Genomic DNA, 17,874 nt, shown 5'->3' with positions numbered 1-17,874 from the left:
CAACCGGCGAAGCTCGCGTATGGATCCTGCGACTCCTTCGTCGCGCAGGATGACGAGAGGGCGCGCAGGATGACGAGAGGGCGCGCAGGATGACCGATTCAGCTCGCTCAACCAGCGGTTAGGCGCAGTACGCTGTGGAGATGGCGATTCTCATCGACCCGCCCGCGTGGCCCGCGCACGGCACGCTGTGGAGCCACCTCGTCTCCGACAGCGACTACGACGAGTTGCACGCCTTCGCCAAGCGCCTTGGGATCCCCCGCCGCAGCTTCGACCTCGACCACTACGACGTGCCCGCCGCGCGATACGAGCAGGCCGTCGCCCTCGGCGCGCAGAGCGTGACCGCCAAGGACGTCGTACACGAACTGCGCAGTGCGGGCCTGCGCGTGCGGCAGATCGAGCGCGAGACCGTCACGCCGGTGCGCCGCCGGCAGTACCTGCACGCCGAGTGGACGGAGCTCGGCGCGCTGCTCGGCACCGCCGACTCCCACCGCGCCGACGACTGGCACCACCTCGGCGAGCACCTCATCGCCCGCTGGAACGAACCCCACCGCAGCTACCACGACGAACGCCACCTCGAAGACGTGCTGCTCGCCCTCGACCACCTCGCCACCCGCGGCGAGCGCCTCTCCCCCGCCACGCTGCTCGCGGCATGGTTCCACGACGCCGTCTACACCGGCACCGCCGAGTCCGACGAGTTGGGCTCGGCGCACCTCGCCACGACTTCTCTCAGCGGTCTCGGCATCGACCCGGATCTGGTGAGCCAGGTGGGCGAGTTCATCGTCGCCACGATCCCGGCGCGTGAGGTTCCGGATCCCGCAGCACCGCTCGCCCACCTGCTCGACGCGGACCTCTCCATCTTCGCCGCTCCCCCGCACCGCTACGAGCAGTACTCGGTCGCGGTGCGCGCCGAGTACGCGCACGTGCCCGAAGCCGACTTCGCGTCCGGTCGATCCAGCATCCTCAGCAGCTACCTCGAGCAGCCCGCCATCTACCGCACCGGCGCTGCGCAGCTCCTCTGGGAGCGGCGGGCGCGGGAGAACGTGAGCGCCGAGATCGAGCGGTTGAGGGGGTAGATCCTGCGACTTCGCGCAGGATGACGGGGTGGGCGCGGGATCGGGTTTCGACTCCGCTCCTGCGTCGCTCCGCTCAACCGGCGGACGGCTCGGTATATGGATTCTGCGACTCCTTCGTCGCGCAGAATGACAGGACTCTCTCATCGCGCAGGATGACGGGGTGGGCGCTGGATCGGGTTTCGACTCCGCTGCGCTCCGCTCAACCGGCGGGGCGGGCGGCGCGGCGCCGGCGGATGAGCGCCGCGATCCACTCGACCAGCAGCCAGACGAACCCTGCGATCCACAGCAGAGCCGCGCCCGTGGCGACGACGGAGTTCAGCGCATCGGTGGCGGCGTGCACCGCCTCGCTGTTCGGCCCGTACGCGCCCGCCCAGACCTGGAAGGTCGAACCGTAGTCCATGTCGCCGCCGTCGGGCATGAAGACGCCGAGCGCGAGCACGCCGAGCGAGGTGACCCACGCTGCGACCGTCGCGCGGGGCTTCGCAGCCCTGAACAGCTCCCGCTTCGAGAGGAACCCCTGCGCGGCGACCACGATCTGCAGCACATACCCGGCGATGAGCAGCAGGATCGGCCCGAAGAGGATGAACACCATCATCCAGCCGAAGGAGAAGAGCTTCAACGCCCAGGCGAGGAGCGGCAGGACGATGAGCGCGACGCCCGTGAGGGTCGAGAGCGGGGTTCGTGAGGAGGGCATGGGGTCAGTCTGGCAGGTTTCGGGGCGAATGCACCGAACGGCGCTCGCGTGCGCGGCAGCGCCGCACACGGAATCGCGCGGAGGGTGTGGATCCTGCCGGCGGCGGTGGGATTCCTGGGGTATGGATCCTGCGACTGCGCGCAGGATGACACGGGGGCGCTCGCGCGTGGATCCTGCGACTGCGCGCAGGATGACGGGGGACGACCGGAGCGACCGCGGCAAGACCGAGAACCCGCACCGATTACGTCACTGTGTTACGGGCGTCTTTCGCGATCCGCAGGCGATTCGCCAGGGTAGTGAACTATGCCGGAACATCACGGAACGACCGCGGCCGCTTCTACGGCCTCGGCAGCGACCCCGCCCGCGGGGCGGGTGCACGTCGCCGGCGTCGAGCGCACGTTCCCCACGAAGGACGGCGCCCGCACCGTGCTGCGGGATCTCACCCTCGACGTGACCGCCGGCGAGATCATCGCCGTCGTCGGCCCGTCGGGGTGCGGCAAGTCGACGCTGCTGCGCCTCATCGGCGGGCTCGACTCCCCCACCGCCGGCTCGATCGCGCTCGACGATGAAGAGGTCAGAGCTCACGACGACTCCACCGCGATCGCCTTCCAGGAGCCGCGCCTGCTGCCGTGGCGCACGATCGCCCAGAACGTCGCGCTCGGCCTGCCCCGCGGCACCCGCGGCCGCCCGGGCAGGGAGCGCGTCGCCGAGCTGCTCGAGCTCGTCGGGCTGACGCACGCCGCCGACCAGCGCCCCCGGGAGGTCTCGGGAGGCATGGCGCAGCGCGCCTCGCTCGCCCGCGCGCTCGCCCGCAGCCCCCGCGTGCTGCTGCTCGACGAGCCGTTCGGCGCCCTCGACGCGCTCACCCGGCTGAAGATGCACGACCTGCTGCTCGACATCCACCGCGCGCAGCCGACCACGATCGTGCTCGTCACCCACGATGTCGAAGAGGCCCTCTACCTCGCCGACCACGTGCTGCTGCTGCGCAACCTGCACGCGGCCCAGGCCGAGCCGCAGCGCCCGCGCGCCCAGGTGGTCGCCCTCGGATCGACCTCGGGCCTCGGCGCCCTGGGCTCGGCCCGCACCCCCGATCTCGCACCCGAGACCGCGGCCGATGCCCCCCGCACGACGGGGTCGATCGCCCGCCTCGTGTCCGTTCCCGGTGCGCGCCCGCGCGACCGCGGGGCGCGCACCTTCACCGATCTGCGCACCAGCCTGCTCGACGGGCTGGGCGTGCACAAGCTCACCACACAGGAGAACGCATGAGCACCCACACCCTCACCCGACGCCTCGCCCCCGCCATCGCCGCCGCTGGAGCGCTGGCACTCGCCCTGACCGGCTGCGTGCCGGGCGAGGGCGGCACCGACGCCGACGCCGCAGCCGCCGAGGGCGGCGAGTGGTCGACCAGCACCCTCGCGGTCGACTGGGCGACCTACAATCCGCTCAGCCTCGTCGTCAAGGACCAGGGCCTCATCGAGGAGGCCCTGGGAGACTCGGTCGAGGTCGAGTGGCTGCAGTCCGCCGGCAGCAACAAGGCCAACGAGATGCTGCGCTCCGGCTCGGTCGACGTGGGATCGACGGCCGGATCGGCCGCGCTCTTCGCCCGCGCCAACGGCTCCCCCATCCAGGTGATCGACATCTACTCCCAGCCCGAGTGGTCGGCCATCGTGGTCGGCGCCGACAGCGGCATCACCGATGTGGCGCAGCTGGAGGGGCAGTCCATCGCGGCGACCAAGGGCACCGATCCCTACTTCTTCCTGCTGCAGGCGCTCGAGGAGGCCGGCCTCGGCGTCGACGACGTCGAGGTGCAGAACGTGCAGCACGCCGACGGCCGCGCACTGCTCGACGGCGGATCGGTGCAGGCCTGGAGCGGGCTCGACCCGATCATGGCGGCGGCCGAGGCCGAGTCGGGCGCGCAGCTCATCTACCGCAACGTCGACTTCAACACCTACGGCTTCCTCAACGCCACCGAGGAGTTCATCACCGATCACGCCGACGTGGCCCAGGTGGTCGTCGACGCCTACGAGGATGCCCGGGTCTGGGCGCTCGCGCACCCCGATGAGGTGGCGCAGCTGCTCGCCGATGCCGCCTCGATCGACCTCGAGGTCGCGAAGACCGTGATCGCCGAACGCTCCAACCTCGACGTCTCGGGCGTGCCCGGCGACGATCAGCTGGCCGTGCTCACCAAGATCTCGCCGATCATCGCCGAGTCGGGCGACGTCGCCGGCGGCCAGGAGGCGCTCGACGAGGCGATCGCCACGATCGTGCACGACGAGTTCGCGCTCAAGGCGACCGAATGACCGTTGGATCGACCGCGGTCGCGAGCGCTCCCGGGCGCGCGACCGGCACCGCAGGGGTGGCGCAGCAGCGCACACCCCTGCGTTTGCCCATCTGGTCGCGTACCTGGGTGAGAATCGCGGGCGGCTTCGTCGTTCCGCTCGTCATCCTCGCGGTGTGGCAGTTCGTCACGGCGACCGGCATCGTGCCGCCGTACCGGCTGCCCGGGCCGTGGTCGGTGGTCGAGGCGGCGATCGACCTGATCGAGCGCGGCCAGCTCTGGCTGCACATCGCCATCTCGGTGCAGCGCGTCTTCATCGGATTCCTGTGCGGCTCGGTCATCGCCCTGGCGTTCGCGGCGATCGTCGGCCTGTCGCGCGCCGGCGCCGTGCTGCTCGCCCCGACGCTCGTGGCGCTGCGCGCCGTTCCCTCGCTCGCGTGGGTGCCGCTGCTGATCCTCTGGTTCCAGGTGGGCGAGGAGTCGAAGATCATCCTCATCTCGATCGGCGCCTTCTTCCCGGTCTACACCACCGTGGCCGACGCCCTGCGCCACGTCGACCCGCAGCTCGTCGAGGCGGGCCGCACCTTCGGGCTGCGCGGCTGGTCGCTGTTCCGCACCGTGCAGCTGCCCGCCGTCGTACCCTCGGTCGTCTCGGGCCTGCGCCTCGCGCTCGCCCAGGCCTGGCTGTTCCTGGTCGCCGCCGAGCTGATCGCCGCGTCGATGGGCCTCGGCTGGATGCTCAACGACTCGCAACAGACGGGTCGCGTGGACCGGATCCTGCTCGCCATCGTGCTTCTGGCCCTGCTCGGCACCATCACCAACGCGATCCTCGTGCTGTTCGAGAAGGCCGTGCTGAAGAGGTGGATGTGAGCGGCACGGTCACGACCGGCACTGCGGCCGAGGCCGATGCCGAGGCGCGTCTCAGCGAGACGCGCTCCTTTGCGCCGTCCCCCGAGTTCGCCGCGCAGGCGAACGTCGACGCCTCGGTCTACGAGCTCGCGAGCGCTGATCCGATCGCATTCTGGGAGCGTGCGGCCGAGCGCCTCGACTGGGCCGAGCGGTGGCGCACGGCGCACACGTGGGCGCCTCCGGTCGCCGTTGCCGGAGCGAACGGCGCGCCGGCCAGCCTGACCATTCCGGAGGCGACCTGGTTCGCGGGCGGCCGGCTCAACGTCGCCGCGAACTGCCTCGACCGGCACGTCGCGGCCGGGCGGGGCGGCAGGGTCGCGCTCTTCTTCGAGGGCGAGCCGGGCGACCGGCAGGCGGTCACCTACGCCGAGCTGCAGCGCCGGGTGGCGCGCGCCGCGAACGGACTCACCGCGCTCGGCATCGAGCCGGGCGACCGGGTGGTCGTCTACCTGCCGGTGCTCGTCGAGACCGTCGTCATCGCGCTGGCCTGCGCGAGGATCGGCGCCGTGCACTCGCTCGTCTTCGGCGGCTTCTCTGCCGAGGCCGTGCGCTTCCGCCTCGAGGACACCGGGGCCAAGCTGCTCGTCACGAGCGACGGCCAGCACCGGCGCGGCACGCAGGTCGAGGTCAAGTCGATCGCCGACGAGGCGGTGCGGGATCTGCCCGCGCTCGAGCACGTGCTCGTCGTGCGCCGCACCGGCCAGAACGTGCCCTGGACCGACGGCCGCGACCTCTGGTGGCACGACGCGATCGACGCGCAGCCCGACACGCACGACGCCGAGGCCTTCGATGCCGAGCACCCGCTCTTCATCATCTACACCTCGGGCACCACCGGCAAGCCCAAGGGCCTCGTGCACACTTCCGGCGGCTATCTCACGCACGCCAGCTGGGCGCACTGGGCGCACTTCGACGCCAAGCCCGACGACGTGCACTGGTGCACGGCCGATCTCGCGTGGGTCACGGCCCACACCTACGAGATCTACGGGCCGCTCTCGAACGGGCTGACCCAGGTGATCTACGAGGGCACGCCCGACGCCCCGCACCGCGAGCGGCACCTCGAGATCATCGAGCGCTACGGCGTCACCGTCTACTACACGGCCCCCACGCTCATCCGCACCTTCATGACCTGGTTCGGCGACGAGCTGCCGGGTGCCGGACAGCCGGGCAGCCACGACCTCTCCTCGATCCGCCTGCTCGGCACCGTCGGCGAGGCGATCAACCCCGAGGCGTGGGTGTGGTTCCGCCGCAACTTCGGGCGCGACGAGACGCCCGTGGTCGACACCTGGTGGCAGTCGGAGACGGGCGCCGCGATGATCGCGCCGCTGCCGGGGGTCACGACGCTGAAGCCCGGATCGGCGACCGTCGCGCTGCCCGGGATCGACATCGCGGTGGTCGACGAGGCCGGCGATCCCGTCGCCCCCGGCCGCGCGGGCGCGCTCGTCGCGCGCCGCCCGTGGCCCGGCATGGCCCGCACGGTGTGGGGCGACCCCGAGCGCTACCGCGACTCGTACTGGGCTCCGTTCGCGGGGCGCGGCGAGCACGGCGCCTACTACGTGGCGGGCGACGGCGCGACGATCGACGCCGACGGCTGCATCTGGATCCTCGGCCGCCTCGACGACGTGGTGAACGTCTCGGGCCACCGCCTCTCGACGATCGAGATCGAGTCGTCGCTCGTGGCGCACCCGGCGGTGGGCGAGGCCGGCGTGACCGGGGTCTCCGATCCGCTCACCGGCCAGGCGGTCGCCGCCTTCGTGGTCGACGGCGCGGCGGGCGAGGCGGCCCACGACGAGCTGCGCGCACAGGTGGCGCGCGACATCGGGCCGATCGCCAAGCCGAAGATCGTCGTGCGCGTGCCCGAGCTGCCCAAGACCCGCTCGGGCAAGATCCTGCGGCGGCTGCTCGCGCAGCTGTGGCAGGGCGATACGCTCGGCGATACCACCAGCCTGCAGAACCCCTGGGCCGTCGACGGCGTGCGCGAGGCCGTGCGCCTGGCCCAGCAGCACCACGTTTCAGCGAAGGAGACCACATGAGCGAGCACCAGTTCGGGTTCCGCACCCGAGCCCTCCACGCGGGCGGCACGCCCGATGCCACCACCGGCGCGCGCGCCGTGCCGATCTACCAGACCACGTCGTTCGTGTTCGACGACGCGAAGGACGCCGCGAATCTCTTCGCGCTGCAGAAGTACGGCAACATCTACTCGCGCATCGGCAATCCCACGGTCGCCGCGCTCGAGGAGCGCATCGCATCGCTCGAGGGCGGCATCGGCGCGGTCGCCACGGCGAGCGGCATGTCTGCAGAGTTCATCACCTTCGCCGCGCTCGTGGGCCATGGCGACCACGTCGTCGCCTCGGCGCAGCTCTACGGCGGCACCGTGACGCAGCTCGACGTGACGCTGCGCCGCTTCGGCGTCGACACCACCTTCGTGGCGAGCTCCGATCCCGAGGAGTTCCGCAAGGCGATCCGCGCGAACACGAAGGTGCTCTACGTCGAGGCGATCGGCAACCCCGGCGGCGAGATCTCGGATCTCGAGGGCCTCGCGGCCGTCGCCCACGAGGCCGGGATCCCGCTCGTCGTCGACGCCACGCTCGCCACGCCGTACCTGCTGCGTCCCATCGAGCACGGCGCCGACATCGTGATCCACTCAGTCACGAAGTTCCTGGGCGGTCACGGCACCACCCTCGGCGGCATCGTCGTCGAGGCGGGCACCTTCGACTGGGGCAACGGCAAGTTCCCCACGATGACCGAGCCCGTCGAGTCCTACGGCGGCATCAAGTGGTGGGACAACTTCGGCGAGTACGGCTTCCTCACCAAGCTCCGCAGCGAGCAGCTGCGCGACATCGGCCCGGCGCTCAGCCCGCAGGCCGCGTTCAACCTGCTGCAGGGCGTCGAGACGCTCCCCCAGCGCATCGACGCCCACGTGGCGAACGCCCGGGTCGTGGCCGAGTGGCTGGCAAACGATCCGCGGGTGTCGTTCGTGACGTGGGCGGGCCTCGACGGGCATCCGCACCGGGATCGCGCCCAGAAGTACTTCCCCCTCGGCCCGGGATCGGTGTTCGCCTTCGGCGTGCGGCCGTCGGGATCCTTCGCCTCGGAGGCCGAGCGCCTGCAGGCCGCCCGGGCCACCGGAGAGAAGCTGATCGAGTCGCTGCAGCTCGCGAGCCATCTCGCCAACATCGGCGACGCGCGCACGCTCGTGATCCACCCCGGATCGACGACCCACCAGCAGCTCACCGCCGAACAGCTCGAGGCCGCCGGCGTGCCGGCAGACCTCATCAGAATCTCGGTGGGCATCGAGGATCCGGAGGACATCGTGTGGGATCTGGATCAGGCCCTCACCCTCGCGACAGGAGAGCAGCGATGAGCGACACCCAGAATTCCGTTCCGTCCGCGGCGGGCTCCGCCTGCGCGCTCCCGGCGCAGCCCTCGGCGCAGCCTTCGGGTCCGGCGCACGCCGAGCGCACCTGGCAGGGTCCGACGGCCGCCGCGCGCCTCGGGATCCTCAGCCGCGCGACGTCGATCGCGATCGTCGGCGCGTCGAGCAACCCCGCGCGCGCGAGCTACTTCGTCGGCACCTACCTGCTGTCGAGCTCGCCGTACGAGGTGTACTTCGTGAACCCGCGCGCCGACGAGATCCTCGGGCGTCCCGCCTACGCCTCGCTCGCGGATCTGCCGGTCGTGCCCGACATCGTCGACGTGTTCCGCAGGGACGAAGATCTGCCCGGCGTCGCCCGCGAGGCCGTCGAGGTCGGCGCGAAGGCGCTGTGGCTGCAGCTCGGCTCGTGGAACGAGGAGGCCGCCGCGATCGCCGAGGAGGCCGGCCTCGAGGTGGTCATGGACCGCTGCATCAAGATCGAGCACGCCCGCTTCCACGGAGGCCTGCACCTCGCCGGCTTCGACACCGGCGTGATCTCGTCGAAGCGCCAGGTCGTCGCGCGGTAAGCGCGCCGCAGGTCGAGCGAGGCGAAGCCGAGTCGAAACCCGATCTCCTCCGCGTCATCCTGCGTGAGGAACGAGTCGCAGGATCCGCGCCCGTGGATGCTGCGACTCGCTCCGCTCGCGCAGCATGACCTGCTTCGCCGCGTGCAGCACGACCTGCTTCGCCGCGCGCAGCACGACCGAGAACGGACCCGTCTATCCGCCGACCCGACGCGCCTCGTCCTCGGCGTCGAGCTGCGCCGCCGCCGCGACCTCGTCGCGGCGGCCCGCCTCGGTGAGGGCGAGGCCCGCGGCACTCGCGGACAGCAGGTGCTTGAGCGCCCGGGTGAGCGGGCGGAACCCCTCGGTCGCCACCGCGACGTCGGGCGCGGAGTGGTCGATTCCGAGCGCCGACAGCGCGTCGCCGATGGCGCCCGCCGCGAGGTAGTCCTCGACGGCAAACACACCGTCGTCGCCCGCGAGCACGAGGTTGATCGCCGTGCGGCCGCCGCGCGTCAGCTGCTCCTGGGTGATCGCCTTCGCGGTCGCAGTCGCGTTGCGCAGCGATCCCGAGAACACGGCGGGGCCGTGCGGCAGCGCGGCCGCCTGATCCAGGAGCGCCTCCGAGGAGCCGCGAGCGTCGGGGATCGCGTCGATGATCACGACGACACCCGCCTCGGCCAGCCGAGCGAGCCCGTCGGATCCCCACGCGAGACGCACCTGATAGGTCGATTGCGAACGCGAGTCGGTCATGCACTCCAGCGTAGGGGCGCGTCGCGATCGGGATCCCGCGCCGGTGTCACGGGGCGTCATGAAGCGCGCCGGCAGCCCGCCCGCACCCCCGCTGGCGCAGGGCGACGCGGTAGAATCGGGAGCATGGGTTACGAAGTCGAGAAGTCCGAAGAGGAATGGCGCGAGCAGCTCGGCGAGGAGCAGTACGCGGTGCTGCGCCAAGCCGGGACCGAGCGCGCCTGGACGGGCGAGCTGCTCGACGAGGAGCGCGCGGGCTTCTACACCTGCGCCGGCTGCGGCAACGAGCTCTTCGAGAGCGGCACCAAGTTCGATTCGCACTGCGGCTGGCCGAGCTTCTACGACTCGGTGCGCCCCGAGGCCGTCGAACTGCTCGAGGACAAATCGCTCGGCATGGAGCGCACCGAGGTGCGCTGCGCGCGCTGCGGCGGCCACCTGGGCCACGTCTTCCCCGACGGCTTCGGCACGCCCACCGGCCAGCGCTACTGCATGAACTCGCTGTCGCTGAGCTTCACGCCCGAAGACTAGGCGCTTCCGCCGGGTGACCGAGCGCAACCGCACCGGTCCCAGATCTCGACTCGCTCCGCTCGCTCAATCAGCGGTTGCCGGCGCCGGTCGAGCGCAGCGGATCCGAACCCCGCAGCGCCCGTCGTCGACTGCGCAAGCCGCGATGAAACATAACGTCTCGTGATGCAACACAGTGGAACACAGCATGCATCGCGCGACGGGCTCAGGTAGCTTCTGAGCAGCCGGCCGCGCACCCGCTGCGCCGGCCTCCCGTCCGCGAAGGAGTACCACCCGTGTCCGCACCAGAGCAGCGCAAGCAGATCAGACTCAACGCCTTCGACATGAACTGCGTCGCCCACCAGAGCTCCGGCCTCTGGCGCCACCCCGACGACCAGGCCTGGCGCTACACGGACATCGAGTACTGGACGAACCTGGCCCGAATCGCCGAGCGCGGGCTGTTCGACAGCATCTTCATCGCCGATGTGCTCGGCACCTACGACGTGTTCGGCGGCAACGATGTCGCGGCGATCCGCAACGGCGCGCAGGTCCCGGTCAACGATCCCGTGCAGCTGGCGGCGGTGATGGCGGCGGTCACCGAGCACGTCGGCTTCGGGATCACCGCGGGCACCGCCTTCGAGCACCCGGTGCCGTTCGCGCGGCGGCTGTCGACGCTCGACCACCTCACGAAGGGGCGTGTGGGCTGGAACGTGGTGACGGGATACCTGCCCTCGGCGGCGCGCAACCTGGGGCAGGCGGATCAGCTCGAGCACGACCAGCGCTACGACCACGCCGACGAGTACCTCGAGGTGGTCTACAAACTGCTCGAGGGGTCGTGGGAGGACGACGCGGTGGTGCGGGATCGGGAGCGCGGGGTGTTCGCCGAGCCCGACAAGGTGCACCACATCGGGCACCACGGCACGCACTTCACGGTTCCCGGGATCCACCTCTCCGAGCCCTCTCCCCAGCGCACTCCCCTCGTGTTCCAGGCGGGCGCGTCGCCCCGCGGGATCCGCTTCGCCGCACGGCACGCGGAGGCGATCTTCATCGCGTCGCCCACGAACGCCGTCGCCAGGAAGAGCGTCGACGCGATCCGCTCCGGACTCGTCGAGGCGGGCCGCTCCCCCGACGCGGCCAAGATCTACCTGCTCCTCACGATCATCGTCGACGAGACCGACGAGCTCGCGCAGAAGAAGCACGAGGAGTACCTGTCGTACGTCAGCCCCGAGGGGGCGCTCACGTTCCTGTCGGGCTGGATGGGGGTGGATCTCTCGAAGTACGACCTCGACGAGCCCCTCGGCAACGTCGAGAGCAACGCGATCCAGTCGACGGTCGCGGCATTCCAGGCCGACAATCCCGACGGCCGCGCGTGGACCGTGCGCGACATGGTCGAGCGCAACGGCATCGCGGGCCTCGGCGCGACCGTCGTGGGGTCGGCGGCGACCGTCGCCGACGAGATGGAGCGGATCATCGCCGAAACCGGCGTCGACGGCTTCAACCTGGCCTACGCCGTCACCCCCGGCACCTTCGAGGACGTGGTCGAGCACGTGGTGCCCGAGCTGCAGCGGCGCGGCGTCTACCCGACCGAGTACGCCCCCGGCACGCTGCGCGACAAGCTCTTCGGCGCGGGAGATCGCCTGCCCGACGACCACCGCGGCGCCGGCTACCGGGTCGGCGCACCGCTCTCCACGATCGACGATTCGATCCGCGACGGAGCGCCGGCGACGACGCGACGACGCGCTGAGGCGCTGAGGCGCTGAGGCGCTGAGGCGCGAGTGCATCATCCAAAAGGTGGAGATGCACATCAATACTGTTCGCGATGCCGCGCGGAGCCGTGCCTGGTGAAGTGGATGGCATGGCAGTTCCTCTTCGCAGACACTTCTCCGACCGGCTGACCTCGCGCGGCGGGGCGTGGGGGTCGCTCGGTCTCGTCGTGCTGGTCATGGCGGCCCTGTTCGGCGCATTCGGGTCGGCGAACGCCCCGGAACGCAACGATCAGGCCCCCGCGACCGCGGAGTCGACGCGCGCGAGCGAGTTGATGGCGGAGTTCCCGAATGCAGACCGTCAGTCCGTGCTCGTCGTCGCATCCCGCGACGACGGTGCGACGGTCTCGGAAGGCGAGGTCGAGGATCTCGAGGATCTCCTCCCGGTGCTCGATGTCCACGCCGACGCAGGCTCGACCGGGCCGATGCTGAGCGATGACGGGAAGGCTGCGGTCCTGGTCACACCGATCGAGGTCGGTGAGACGAACACCGACACGGCTGCGCTGATCAAAGAACTGCGCACGGATATCGCAGGCCATACGCCGACGGGGATGTCACTGCTGGTGACCGGCGGGCCTGCATTCGGGGCGGACGTCGCAGCCGCATTCGCGGGCGCCGACGTCACGCTGCTGCTGGTGACGATCCTGATCGTCGCCGCGCTCCTGATCGTCACCTACCGGTCGCCGGTGCTGTGGCTCATCCCGCTGGTCGCCGTCGGGCTCGCGGACGGACTCGCGGGGCGTCTGACCGCCGCGGCGGGCGCGGCCTGGAATCTGCAGTTCGATGCGGGCATCATCAGCGTGCTCGTGTTCGGCGCGGGCACCAACTACGCACTCCTGCTGATCTCCCGCTACCGGGAGGAACTCCAGTCGACAGAGCACCACCGAGTGGCGCTCAGCGCGGCGTGGCGCAAGACCCTGCCGGCGATCCTCGCCTCGAACCTCACGGTCGTGCTCGCGTTGCTCACGCTCGTGCTCGCGGTGATTCCGGGGACGCACGGGCTCGGCGTCTCCTCCGCGATCGGCTTGCTGGTGGCGCTCGGCGCCGTGCTGTTCCTGCTGCCGCCGCTGCTGGCGGTGTGCGGGCGGAAGGTGTTCTGGCCGTTCGTGCCCCGACCGGGCGACGCTCCCCGACCGGGCGGCGCTCGCCGACCGGGCGGTGCGTGGCGGAGGATCGCGACGCGCGTCGTGCGGCGTCCCGCGGCGAGTCTGCTCGCGGGCCTCGCACTGCTCGCGGTCATGACGACGGGCCTGTTCGGCACCTCGGTCGGTCTCGACCAGATCGAGAAGTTCCGCGTGCAGTCCGAGTCCGCGACGGGGTTGGAGGTGCTCTCGGAGCACTTCCCACCCGGAGAAGCACAGCCCATCTTCATCGTCGCCAACAGCCCGGAGGCCGACGCGGTCGTCGCGGCGGCGAGCGACGTGGAGGGTGTGGTCCGCGCCCATCCCGTCGGCACAGCGGACGACGCGTCGCTGACGAAGATCATGGTGACGAGCGAGTACACGCCGAGCTCCGCCGACAGCCTCGCGCAGATCACGGAACTGCGCGACGCCGTGCACGAGGTGCCGGGTGCGGATGCGGTCGTGGGCGGCGCGGTCGCGACCGATCTCGACGCCCGCACCGGCAACCTGCAGGATCTCCGCCTGATCGCGCCGCTCGTGCTCGCGGTGAGCTTCCTCGTACTCCTCATCCTGCTGCGCTCGCTGATCGCCCCGGTGCTGCTGCTGGCTGCCAACCTCGCAAGTGCGGTCGCCGCGATCGGTGCCGGCGCATGGCTGAGCCGGGTGCTGCTCGGCCAGCCCGCGCTCGATCTGCAGGTCCCGCTGCTGGCGTTCCTCTTCCTCGTCGCGCTGGGCATCGACTACACGATCTTCCTCGTGCACCGCGCTCGATCCGAGGCCGCGATGCACGGAACCCGGGAGGGAATGGTTGCAGCGGTCGCCCACACCGGCGGCGTGATCACGAGCGCAGGCATCGTGCTCGCGGCGGTGTTCGCCGCCCTCGGCGTGCTGCCGCTCGTCACGCTCGGACAGCTCGGGTTGATCGTGGGCGTGGGCGTGATCGTCGACACGCTGGTGGTGCGCACCGTGATCGTGCCGGCCATCTTCGCACTGGTCGGAGACCGGATCTGGTGGCCCGGGCGCCCGGGCCGGGGAGAATTGACGTATGAACCTCGTGAACGCGCCGCTGACGCGCACTGACCGGGTCGGGCCGGAAACCGCCGGCTCGACCGTGCGGGCGATGGAGATCGGGCAGCACCTCATCGCCGTCGTCCTCACCCTCATCGGAGCGATCCGCGCCATCGGCGACGGCACTCCGGTCGCAGCCGCGACCGTCGCGGGCCTCGCGATCCTCGCCTGGCACACGGCCGGAACGATCCTGCCGTCTCGAACTCGTTCACGGCAGATCGTCGTCTGGTGGCTGGTCGGCTTCGCGGTGATCTGGGTCGCCGCGGTCGCGGTGTCCGCGGAGTTCGTGTGGATCGCGTTCCTGCTCTGGCTGCTCGCCGGGCACCTGCTGCCCGTCCCGTGGGGGCTGCTGTTCTCCGGCGCGGTGCTCGCGGTGGTGCTCGTCGCTCCGATCCTGCATCACGGGACCACGAGCTACGCGAACGTGTTCGGGCCCCTCATCGGCGGGATCTTCACATTCGGGATCTCCCGCGGCTACCTCCAGCTCCTGCGGGACGCCGCCGAACGCGAGCGCCTGGTGGCCTCCCTCACGAGAGCTCAGCGAGAGATGTCCGATCTGCAGGACGAACTGGCGCACGTGCAGCGCGAATCGGGCGCGGTCGCGGAGCGCACTCGCATCTCCCGGGACATCCACGACACGATCGCGCAGGCGCTCTCCTCGATCCGGCTGCTCGCCCACGCTGGAGCCGGCCGCACGGACGACGCCGATGCGGGGCGCACCCTCGAACAGGTCGAGACCCTGGCGGGCGACAGCCTCTCCGATGTGCGGCGCATCGTCGCCGCGCTGGCCCCCGCAGAGCTCGAGGACAACGCGCTTGCCGCGGCGCTCAGCCGCATGCTCGCCCGTGCCCATGACGAGACAGGCCTGCGCACCGAGTTGCACGTCGACGAGGGCTTGCCCGCACTGCCCACCGAGGTGGAGGTCGCCCTGCTGCGCACGGCGCAGTCCGCGCTCGCGAACGTGCGCCTGCACGCGGGCGCCACCCGGGTCGTGATGAGTCTCATCGATTCGGGTTCCGCGGTGCGTCTCGATCTCATCGACGACGGTGCCGGCTTCGACGTCTCCGCATGGGAACGGGCCGCCGATCCCGGATCCGCGACGTCGAGCTACGGACTCAGGTTCATGCGCGCTCGACTGCGCGAGCTCGGCGGCGGCCTCGATGTCGAGAGCAGCCCGGGCGAGGGCACCGCGGTCTCGGTGCACCTCCCGATCCATCAGACCACCACGACGCGAGCCTCCGGCACCGAGCCGGCCGCAGAGGAGACGCCATGACCACCACCGTCCTGCTCGTCGACGACCATCCCGTCGTGCGCAGTGGACTTCGCGCCGTGCTCGAGACCGACACCGTACACGTCATCGGCGAAGCCGCCACCGGCGAAGAGGCCGTCGCGCTCGCAGCCCATCTCCACCCCGCCGTCGTGCTCTGCGACCTCCGTCTCGGTGCGGGGATCGACGGTATCCAGACCACCGCCGCGCTCCGCGCACTCGATCCGGCCCCCGCCGTGCTCATGCTCACGACGTTCGACCGCGACGCCGAGATTCTCGGAGCGATCGAGGCCGGCGCTACCGGCTACCTGCTCAAGGACGTCGCACCCGAGGTGATCATCGAGGGCATTCACCGGGCCGCCGCGGGTGAGATGTTCCTCGCTCCCGACCTCGCCGGCCGAGTGCTCCAGGGCATGCGGAATCCGCTGCCGCGCCTCACCGGTCGCGAACTCGAGGTGCTGCGACTCATGTCGACGGGGTCCGCGAACAAGGACATCGCCCGCGCACTGTTCGTCACGGAGGCGACGGTGAAGAGTCATATCGCGCACATCTTCACGAAGCTCGGCGTCGACAGCCGCTCCCGCGCGATCCACCTTGCACAAGAAACCGGCCTCATCTAGCCCCGCAGATCCCCCTGTTCGAAAGGAATCCCCCGTGAAGAAGCTCCTCAACGCCGCATTCGTCTACATGATCGCAGGCGTCGCCTCCGGCCTGTTCTACCGCGAGTTCACCAAGCTCAACGACTTCCCCGAGGGCCGGTTCACGCAGCTCGGCCTCGCCCACACGCATCTGCTCACCCTCGGTTTCATCGTGCTGCTGATCGTGCTCGTCCTCGAGAAGGTCTTCGCGATCTCCCGCAGCCCGAGGCTGTTCGCCTGGTTCCTCTGGCTCTACAACGCCGGCGTGATCCTCACCTCCGGCATGCTCATCTGGCACGGCAGTCTCACCGTGCTCGGCCGAGAGTCGAGCGCGATGATCGCGGGAATCGCGGGCCTCGGCCACATCGCAATCACAGCCGGGATGATCGTCTTCTTCGTGGCGCTCCGCCGTGCGGTGATGCGCAGCACGGCTCAGCCCGTATCCGCACCCGCCGAAGCCGCACTGGCCTGATCATGGCCCCCGCATCGGCTGCTCCGGAGCCCGCGCCGACCCGTCAGGACTGGCTCGGCCTCGCCGTGCTGTCCATCGGGCTCGGGCTCATCGTGTTCGACTCCCGGCCGACCACGAGTCAGAACCACGCATCGTCGCGGATCTCACGGGTATGATTCGTCAGCGAGAGAAGAACCCATGGACGGGGAGTCCACTGCGCGGCCGAACGGGTCGACCGGATTCCAGGATCGTTCTCGTACTCGGCGAGCAGCGGCTTCTCCGGCGACTCGTATCGCCGGTACCCCGCCGGCACCCCTCACCCGTGAGAGCGGTGTCGTGGCACAGCACAAAGCCCTGACCTTCGCTCGGAAGATCAGGGCTTGTATCGCTGGGATACCAGGACTCGAACCTAGAATGACGGTACCAGAAACCGTAGTGTTGCCAATTACACCATATCCCAAGGCGGAAATCTGAGCTCCGGGGAGATCAGCACCGAGAGATAACTTTACCCGATCCCGGCGCGGAACTCAAAACGCCGCAGGCCGGCGGGTCCCGCGGCCGACGCCGGCTACGGGCCCGGCGTTCGGCCAACGCTTGCATCCGAGAACTCACCATCGAACCGCCACTCCGGGGAGTTGAGATGCGTCTTCGCGACCTGCATCTTCACCGCCCTCATGGCTCCAGGCCGCGGAGACGGTCGCGCTGGGGCAACCACTGCTGCTCTGGTGAGTCGCCTACGCGTAGTCGTCAGGGGTGAGCTGCCGGATGCCGGTATCGTGGAGCACGAACTGGGCGCGCAGCGGAGCGACGGGTGCGTCATCCGAGGGGGCACCGCATTCCCCGGCCTCTGCGGCGATCGCGCGAGCCCACTCGCAGTCGTCTGCAGTGAAGCGCTCCGACCCGCACCGCTCCCAGACGAACACGAACTCCCGAGCGCCCACCAATCCGCAGACGATGCGGGCGCGGTGCACGAGCACCTGCGCAAAGGGCACCAGCCCCAAGTCGCTCACGTCGCAGAGCGCGTGCGGCGACGCCGGGTGGTCGTCCATCGGCATGAGCGGCTCGGCGAGGCGGCGCTCGTGGTCGAGGAGCAGCAACCAGAGCTGGCGGTGGGTCGCCCGCTCCAGCAGGAGACCGAGCTGATCCTGCAGATCGGCGTCGGTGGCGAGGGCGCGGTCGGGATCGATACGGGGGTCTGAGGCGGTCATGCGAACAAGCATGAGCGGTCGATGCCCGGCGCGGCGGCCGCGAGGGCGAATCTGTGGAGACTTCGTGGAAAGGCCCCTGGGACGGTGACGTGTGAGCGAAGGGTGTTCGACGGGGTGGTGGATCCTGCGATCCGCTCCGCGGCCGCAGGATGACGGGGAGGCCCACGGACGCAGGATGACGGGGAGGGTTTCGACTCGGCTGCGCCTCACTCACCCGGCGCAGCCTCACTCACCC

17 protein-coding genes and 1 tRNA gene are annotated in these 17,874 nt (G+C 70.4%); 14 read left to right on the top strand and 4 right to left on the bottom strand.

Features of this window, described 5'->3' with window-relative positions; translation table 11 throughout:
* The first annotated feature begins 140 nt into the window (after positions 1-140).
* The gene (locus EVS81_RS14170) at positions 141-1,073 is read left to right on the top strand and encodes a DUF4031 domain-containing protein (protein WP_130110942.1); all 933 of its coding nucleotides are present in this window, start codon (positions 141-143) and stop codon (positions 1,071-1,073) included.
* Positions 1,074-1,272: 199 nt separating this feature from the next.
* Here EVS81_RS14170 and EVS81_RS14165 read toward each other — a convergent pair whose 3' ends face one another.
* Positions 1,273-1,767 (bottom strand): hypothetical protein, encoded by a 495-nt coding sequence (locus EVS81_RS14165; RefSeq protein ID WP_130110941.1) that lies wholly within the window; start codon positions 1,765-1,767, stop codon positions 1,273-1,275.
* A 303-nt stretch (positions 1,768-2,070) separates the two neighbouring features.
* Between EVS81_RS14165 and EVS81_RS14160 the strand changes: the two genes are divergently transcribed.
* Genes EVS81_RS14160 through EVS81_RS14135 form a run of 6 tightly spaced genes read left to right on the top strand, consistent with a single transcriptional unit; the run spans position 2,071 to position 8,893 of the window.
* Positions 2,071-3,033 carry an ABC transporter ATP-binding protein gene (locus tag EVS81_RS14160; RefSeq protein WP_130110940.1) on the top strand — a complete coding sequence of 321 codons (963 nt, stop codon included), beginning with the start codon at positions 2,071-2,073 and terminating at the stop codon, positions 3,031-3,033.
* Positions 3,030-4,067, top strand: coding sequence for an aliphatic sulfonate ABC transporter substrate-binding protein (locus EVS81_RS14155; protein ID WP_130110939.1), 1,038 nt, complete (start codon positions 3,030-3,032; stop codon positions 4,065-4,067). Before EVS81_RS14160 ends, EVS81_RS14155 begins: the two co-directional genes overlap by 4 nt.
* The gene (locus EVS81_RS14150; protein ID WP_130110938.1) at positions 4,064-4,915 is read left to right on the top strand and encodes an ABC transporter permease; all 852 of its coding nucleotides are present in this window, start codon (positions 4,064-4,066) and stop codon (positions 4,913-4,915) included. Before EVS81_RS14155 ends, EVS81_RS14150 begins: the two co-directional genes overlap by 4 nt.
* Positions 4,912-6,984: an acetate--CoA ligase gene (gene acs, locus EVS81_RS14145; RefSeq protein WP_130110937.1), complete on the top strand. Its 2,073-nt coding sequence runs from the start codon at positions 4,912-4,914 to the stop codon at positions 6,982-6,984. Before EVS81_RS14150 ends, acs begins: the two co-directional genes overlap by 4 nt.
* Positions 6,981-8,315 (top strand): O-acetylhomoserine aminocarboxypropyltransferase/cysteine synthase family protein, encoded by a 1,335-nt coding sequence (locus EVS81_RS14140; RefSeq protein WP_130110936.1) that lies wholly within the window; start codon positions 6,981-6,983, stop codon positions 8,313-8,315. Before acs ends, EVS81_RS14140 begins: the two co-directional genes overlap by 4 nt.
* A complete protein-coding gene (locus EVS81_RS14135) occupies positions 8,312-8,893 on the top strand; it encodes a CoA-binding protein (protein ID WP_130110935.1) in 582 nt (193 codons plus the stop codon). Before EVS81_RS14140 ends, EVS81_RS14135 begins: the two co-directional genes overlap by 4 nt.
* A gap of 192 nt (positions 8,894-9,085) precedes the next feature.
* Here EVS81_RS14135 and EVS81_RS14130 read toward each other — a convergent pair whose 3' ends face one another.
* Positions 9,086-9,622 (bottom strand): 2-phosphosulfolactate phosphatase, encoded by a 537-nt coding sequence (locus EVS81_RS14130; protein ID WP_130110934.1) that lies wholly within the window; start codon positions 9,620-9,622, stop codon positions 9,086-9,088.
* A 123-nt stretch (positions 9,623-9,745) separates the two neighbouring features.
* On the opposite strand from EVS81_RS14130, the gene msrB reads away from it, so the two are divergent.
* The 7 genes from msrB to EVS81_RS15840 all read left to right on the top strand — a co-directional run bounded on the left by msrB (position 9,746) and on the right by EVS81_RS15840 (position 16,607).
* Positions 9,746-10,147: a peptide-methionine (R)-S-oxide reductase MsrB gene (gene msrB, locus EVS81_RS14125; RefSeq protein ID WP_130110933.1), complete on the top strand. Its 402-nt coding sequence runs from the start codon at positions 9,746-9,748 to the stop codon at positions 10,145-10,147.
* Positions 10,148-10,467: 320 nt separating this feature from the next.
* Complete coding sequence (locus EVS81_RS14120) at positions 10,468-11,883, top strand: LLM class flavin-dependent oxidoreductase (protein ID WP_130111548.1); 1,416 nt, start codon at positions 10,468-10,470, stop codon at positions 11,881-11,883.
* A 95-nt stretch (positions 11,884-11,978) separates the two neighbouring features.
* Positions 11,979-14,087 carry an MMPL family transporter gene (locus tag EVS81_RS14115; RefSeq protein ID WP_240739869.1) on the top strand — a complete coding sequence of 703 codons (2,109 nt, stop codon included), beginning with the start codon at positions 11,979-11,981 and terminating at the stop codon, positions 14,085-14,087.
* Complete coding sequence (locus EVS81_RS14110) at positions 14,053-15,348, top strand: sensor histidine kinase (RefSeq protein WP_130110932.1); 1,296 nt, start codon at positions 14,053-14,055, stop codon at positions 15,346-15,348. Before EVS81_RS14115 ends, EVS81_RS14110 begins: the two co-directional genes overlap by 35 nt.
* Positions 15,345-15,962: a response regulator gene (locus EVS81_RS14105; protein ID WP_130110931.1), complete on the top strand. Its 618-nt coding sequence runs from the start codon at positions 15,345-15,347 to the stop codon at positions 15,960-15,962. The genes EVS81_RS14110 and EVS81_RS14105 overlap by 4 nt, the downstream gene beginning before the upstream one ends.
* 34 nt (positions 15,963-15,996) lie before the next feature.
* The gene (locus EVS81_RS14100; protein WP_130110930.1) at positions 15,997-16,452 is read left to right on the top strand and encodes a DUF2871 domain-containing protein; all 456 of its coding nucleotides are present in this window, start codon (positions 15,997-15,999) and stop codon (positions 16,450-16,452) included.
* Between the two features lie 2 nt (positions 16,453-16,454).
* Positions 16,455-16,607 carry a hypothetical protein gene (locus EVS81_RS15840; RefSeq protein ID WP_165384155.1) on the top strand — a complete coding sequence of 51 codons (153 nt, stop codon included), beginning with the start codon at positions 16,455-16,457 and terminating at the stop codon, positions 16,605-16,607.
* A 212-nt stretch (positions 16,608-16,819) separates the two neighbouring features.
* On the opposite strand, the gene EVS81_RS14095 is transcribed toward EVS81_RS15840, so the two are convergent.
* Both EVS81_RS14095 and EVS81_RS14090 read right to left on the bottom strand, forming a co-directional pair.
* Positions 16,820-16,891, bottom strand: a tRNA-Gln gene (locus tag EVS81_RS14095).
* A 274-nt stretch (positions 16,892-17,165) separates the two neighbouring features.
* On the bottom strand, positions 17,166-17,639 hold the full coding sequence (locus tag EVS81_RS14090; protein ID WP_130110929.1) for a hypothetical protein: 474 nt from the start codon (positions 17,637-17,639) through the stop codon (positions 17,166-17,168).
* Between the last annotated feature and the right edge of the window lie 235 nt (positions 17,640-17,874).

This window comes from Leucobacter triazinivorans, from assembly GCF_004208635.1.
GTDB lineage: Bacteria > Actinomycetota > Actinomycetes > Actinomycetales > Microbacteriaceae > Leucobacter > Leucobacter triazinivorans.
The sequence above is the reverse complement of the archived record's forward strand: the minus strand, read 5'-3'. Positions and strand labels throughout refer to the sequence as shown.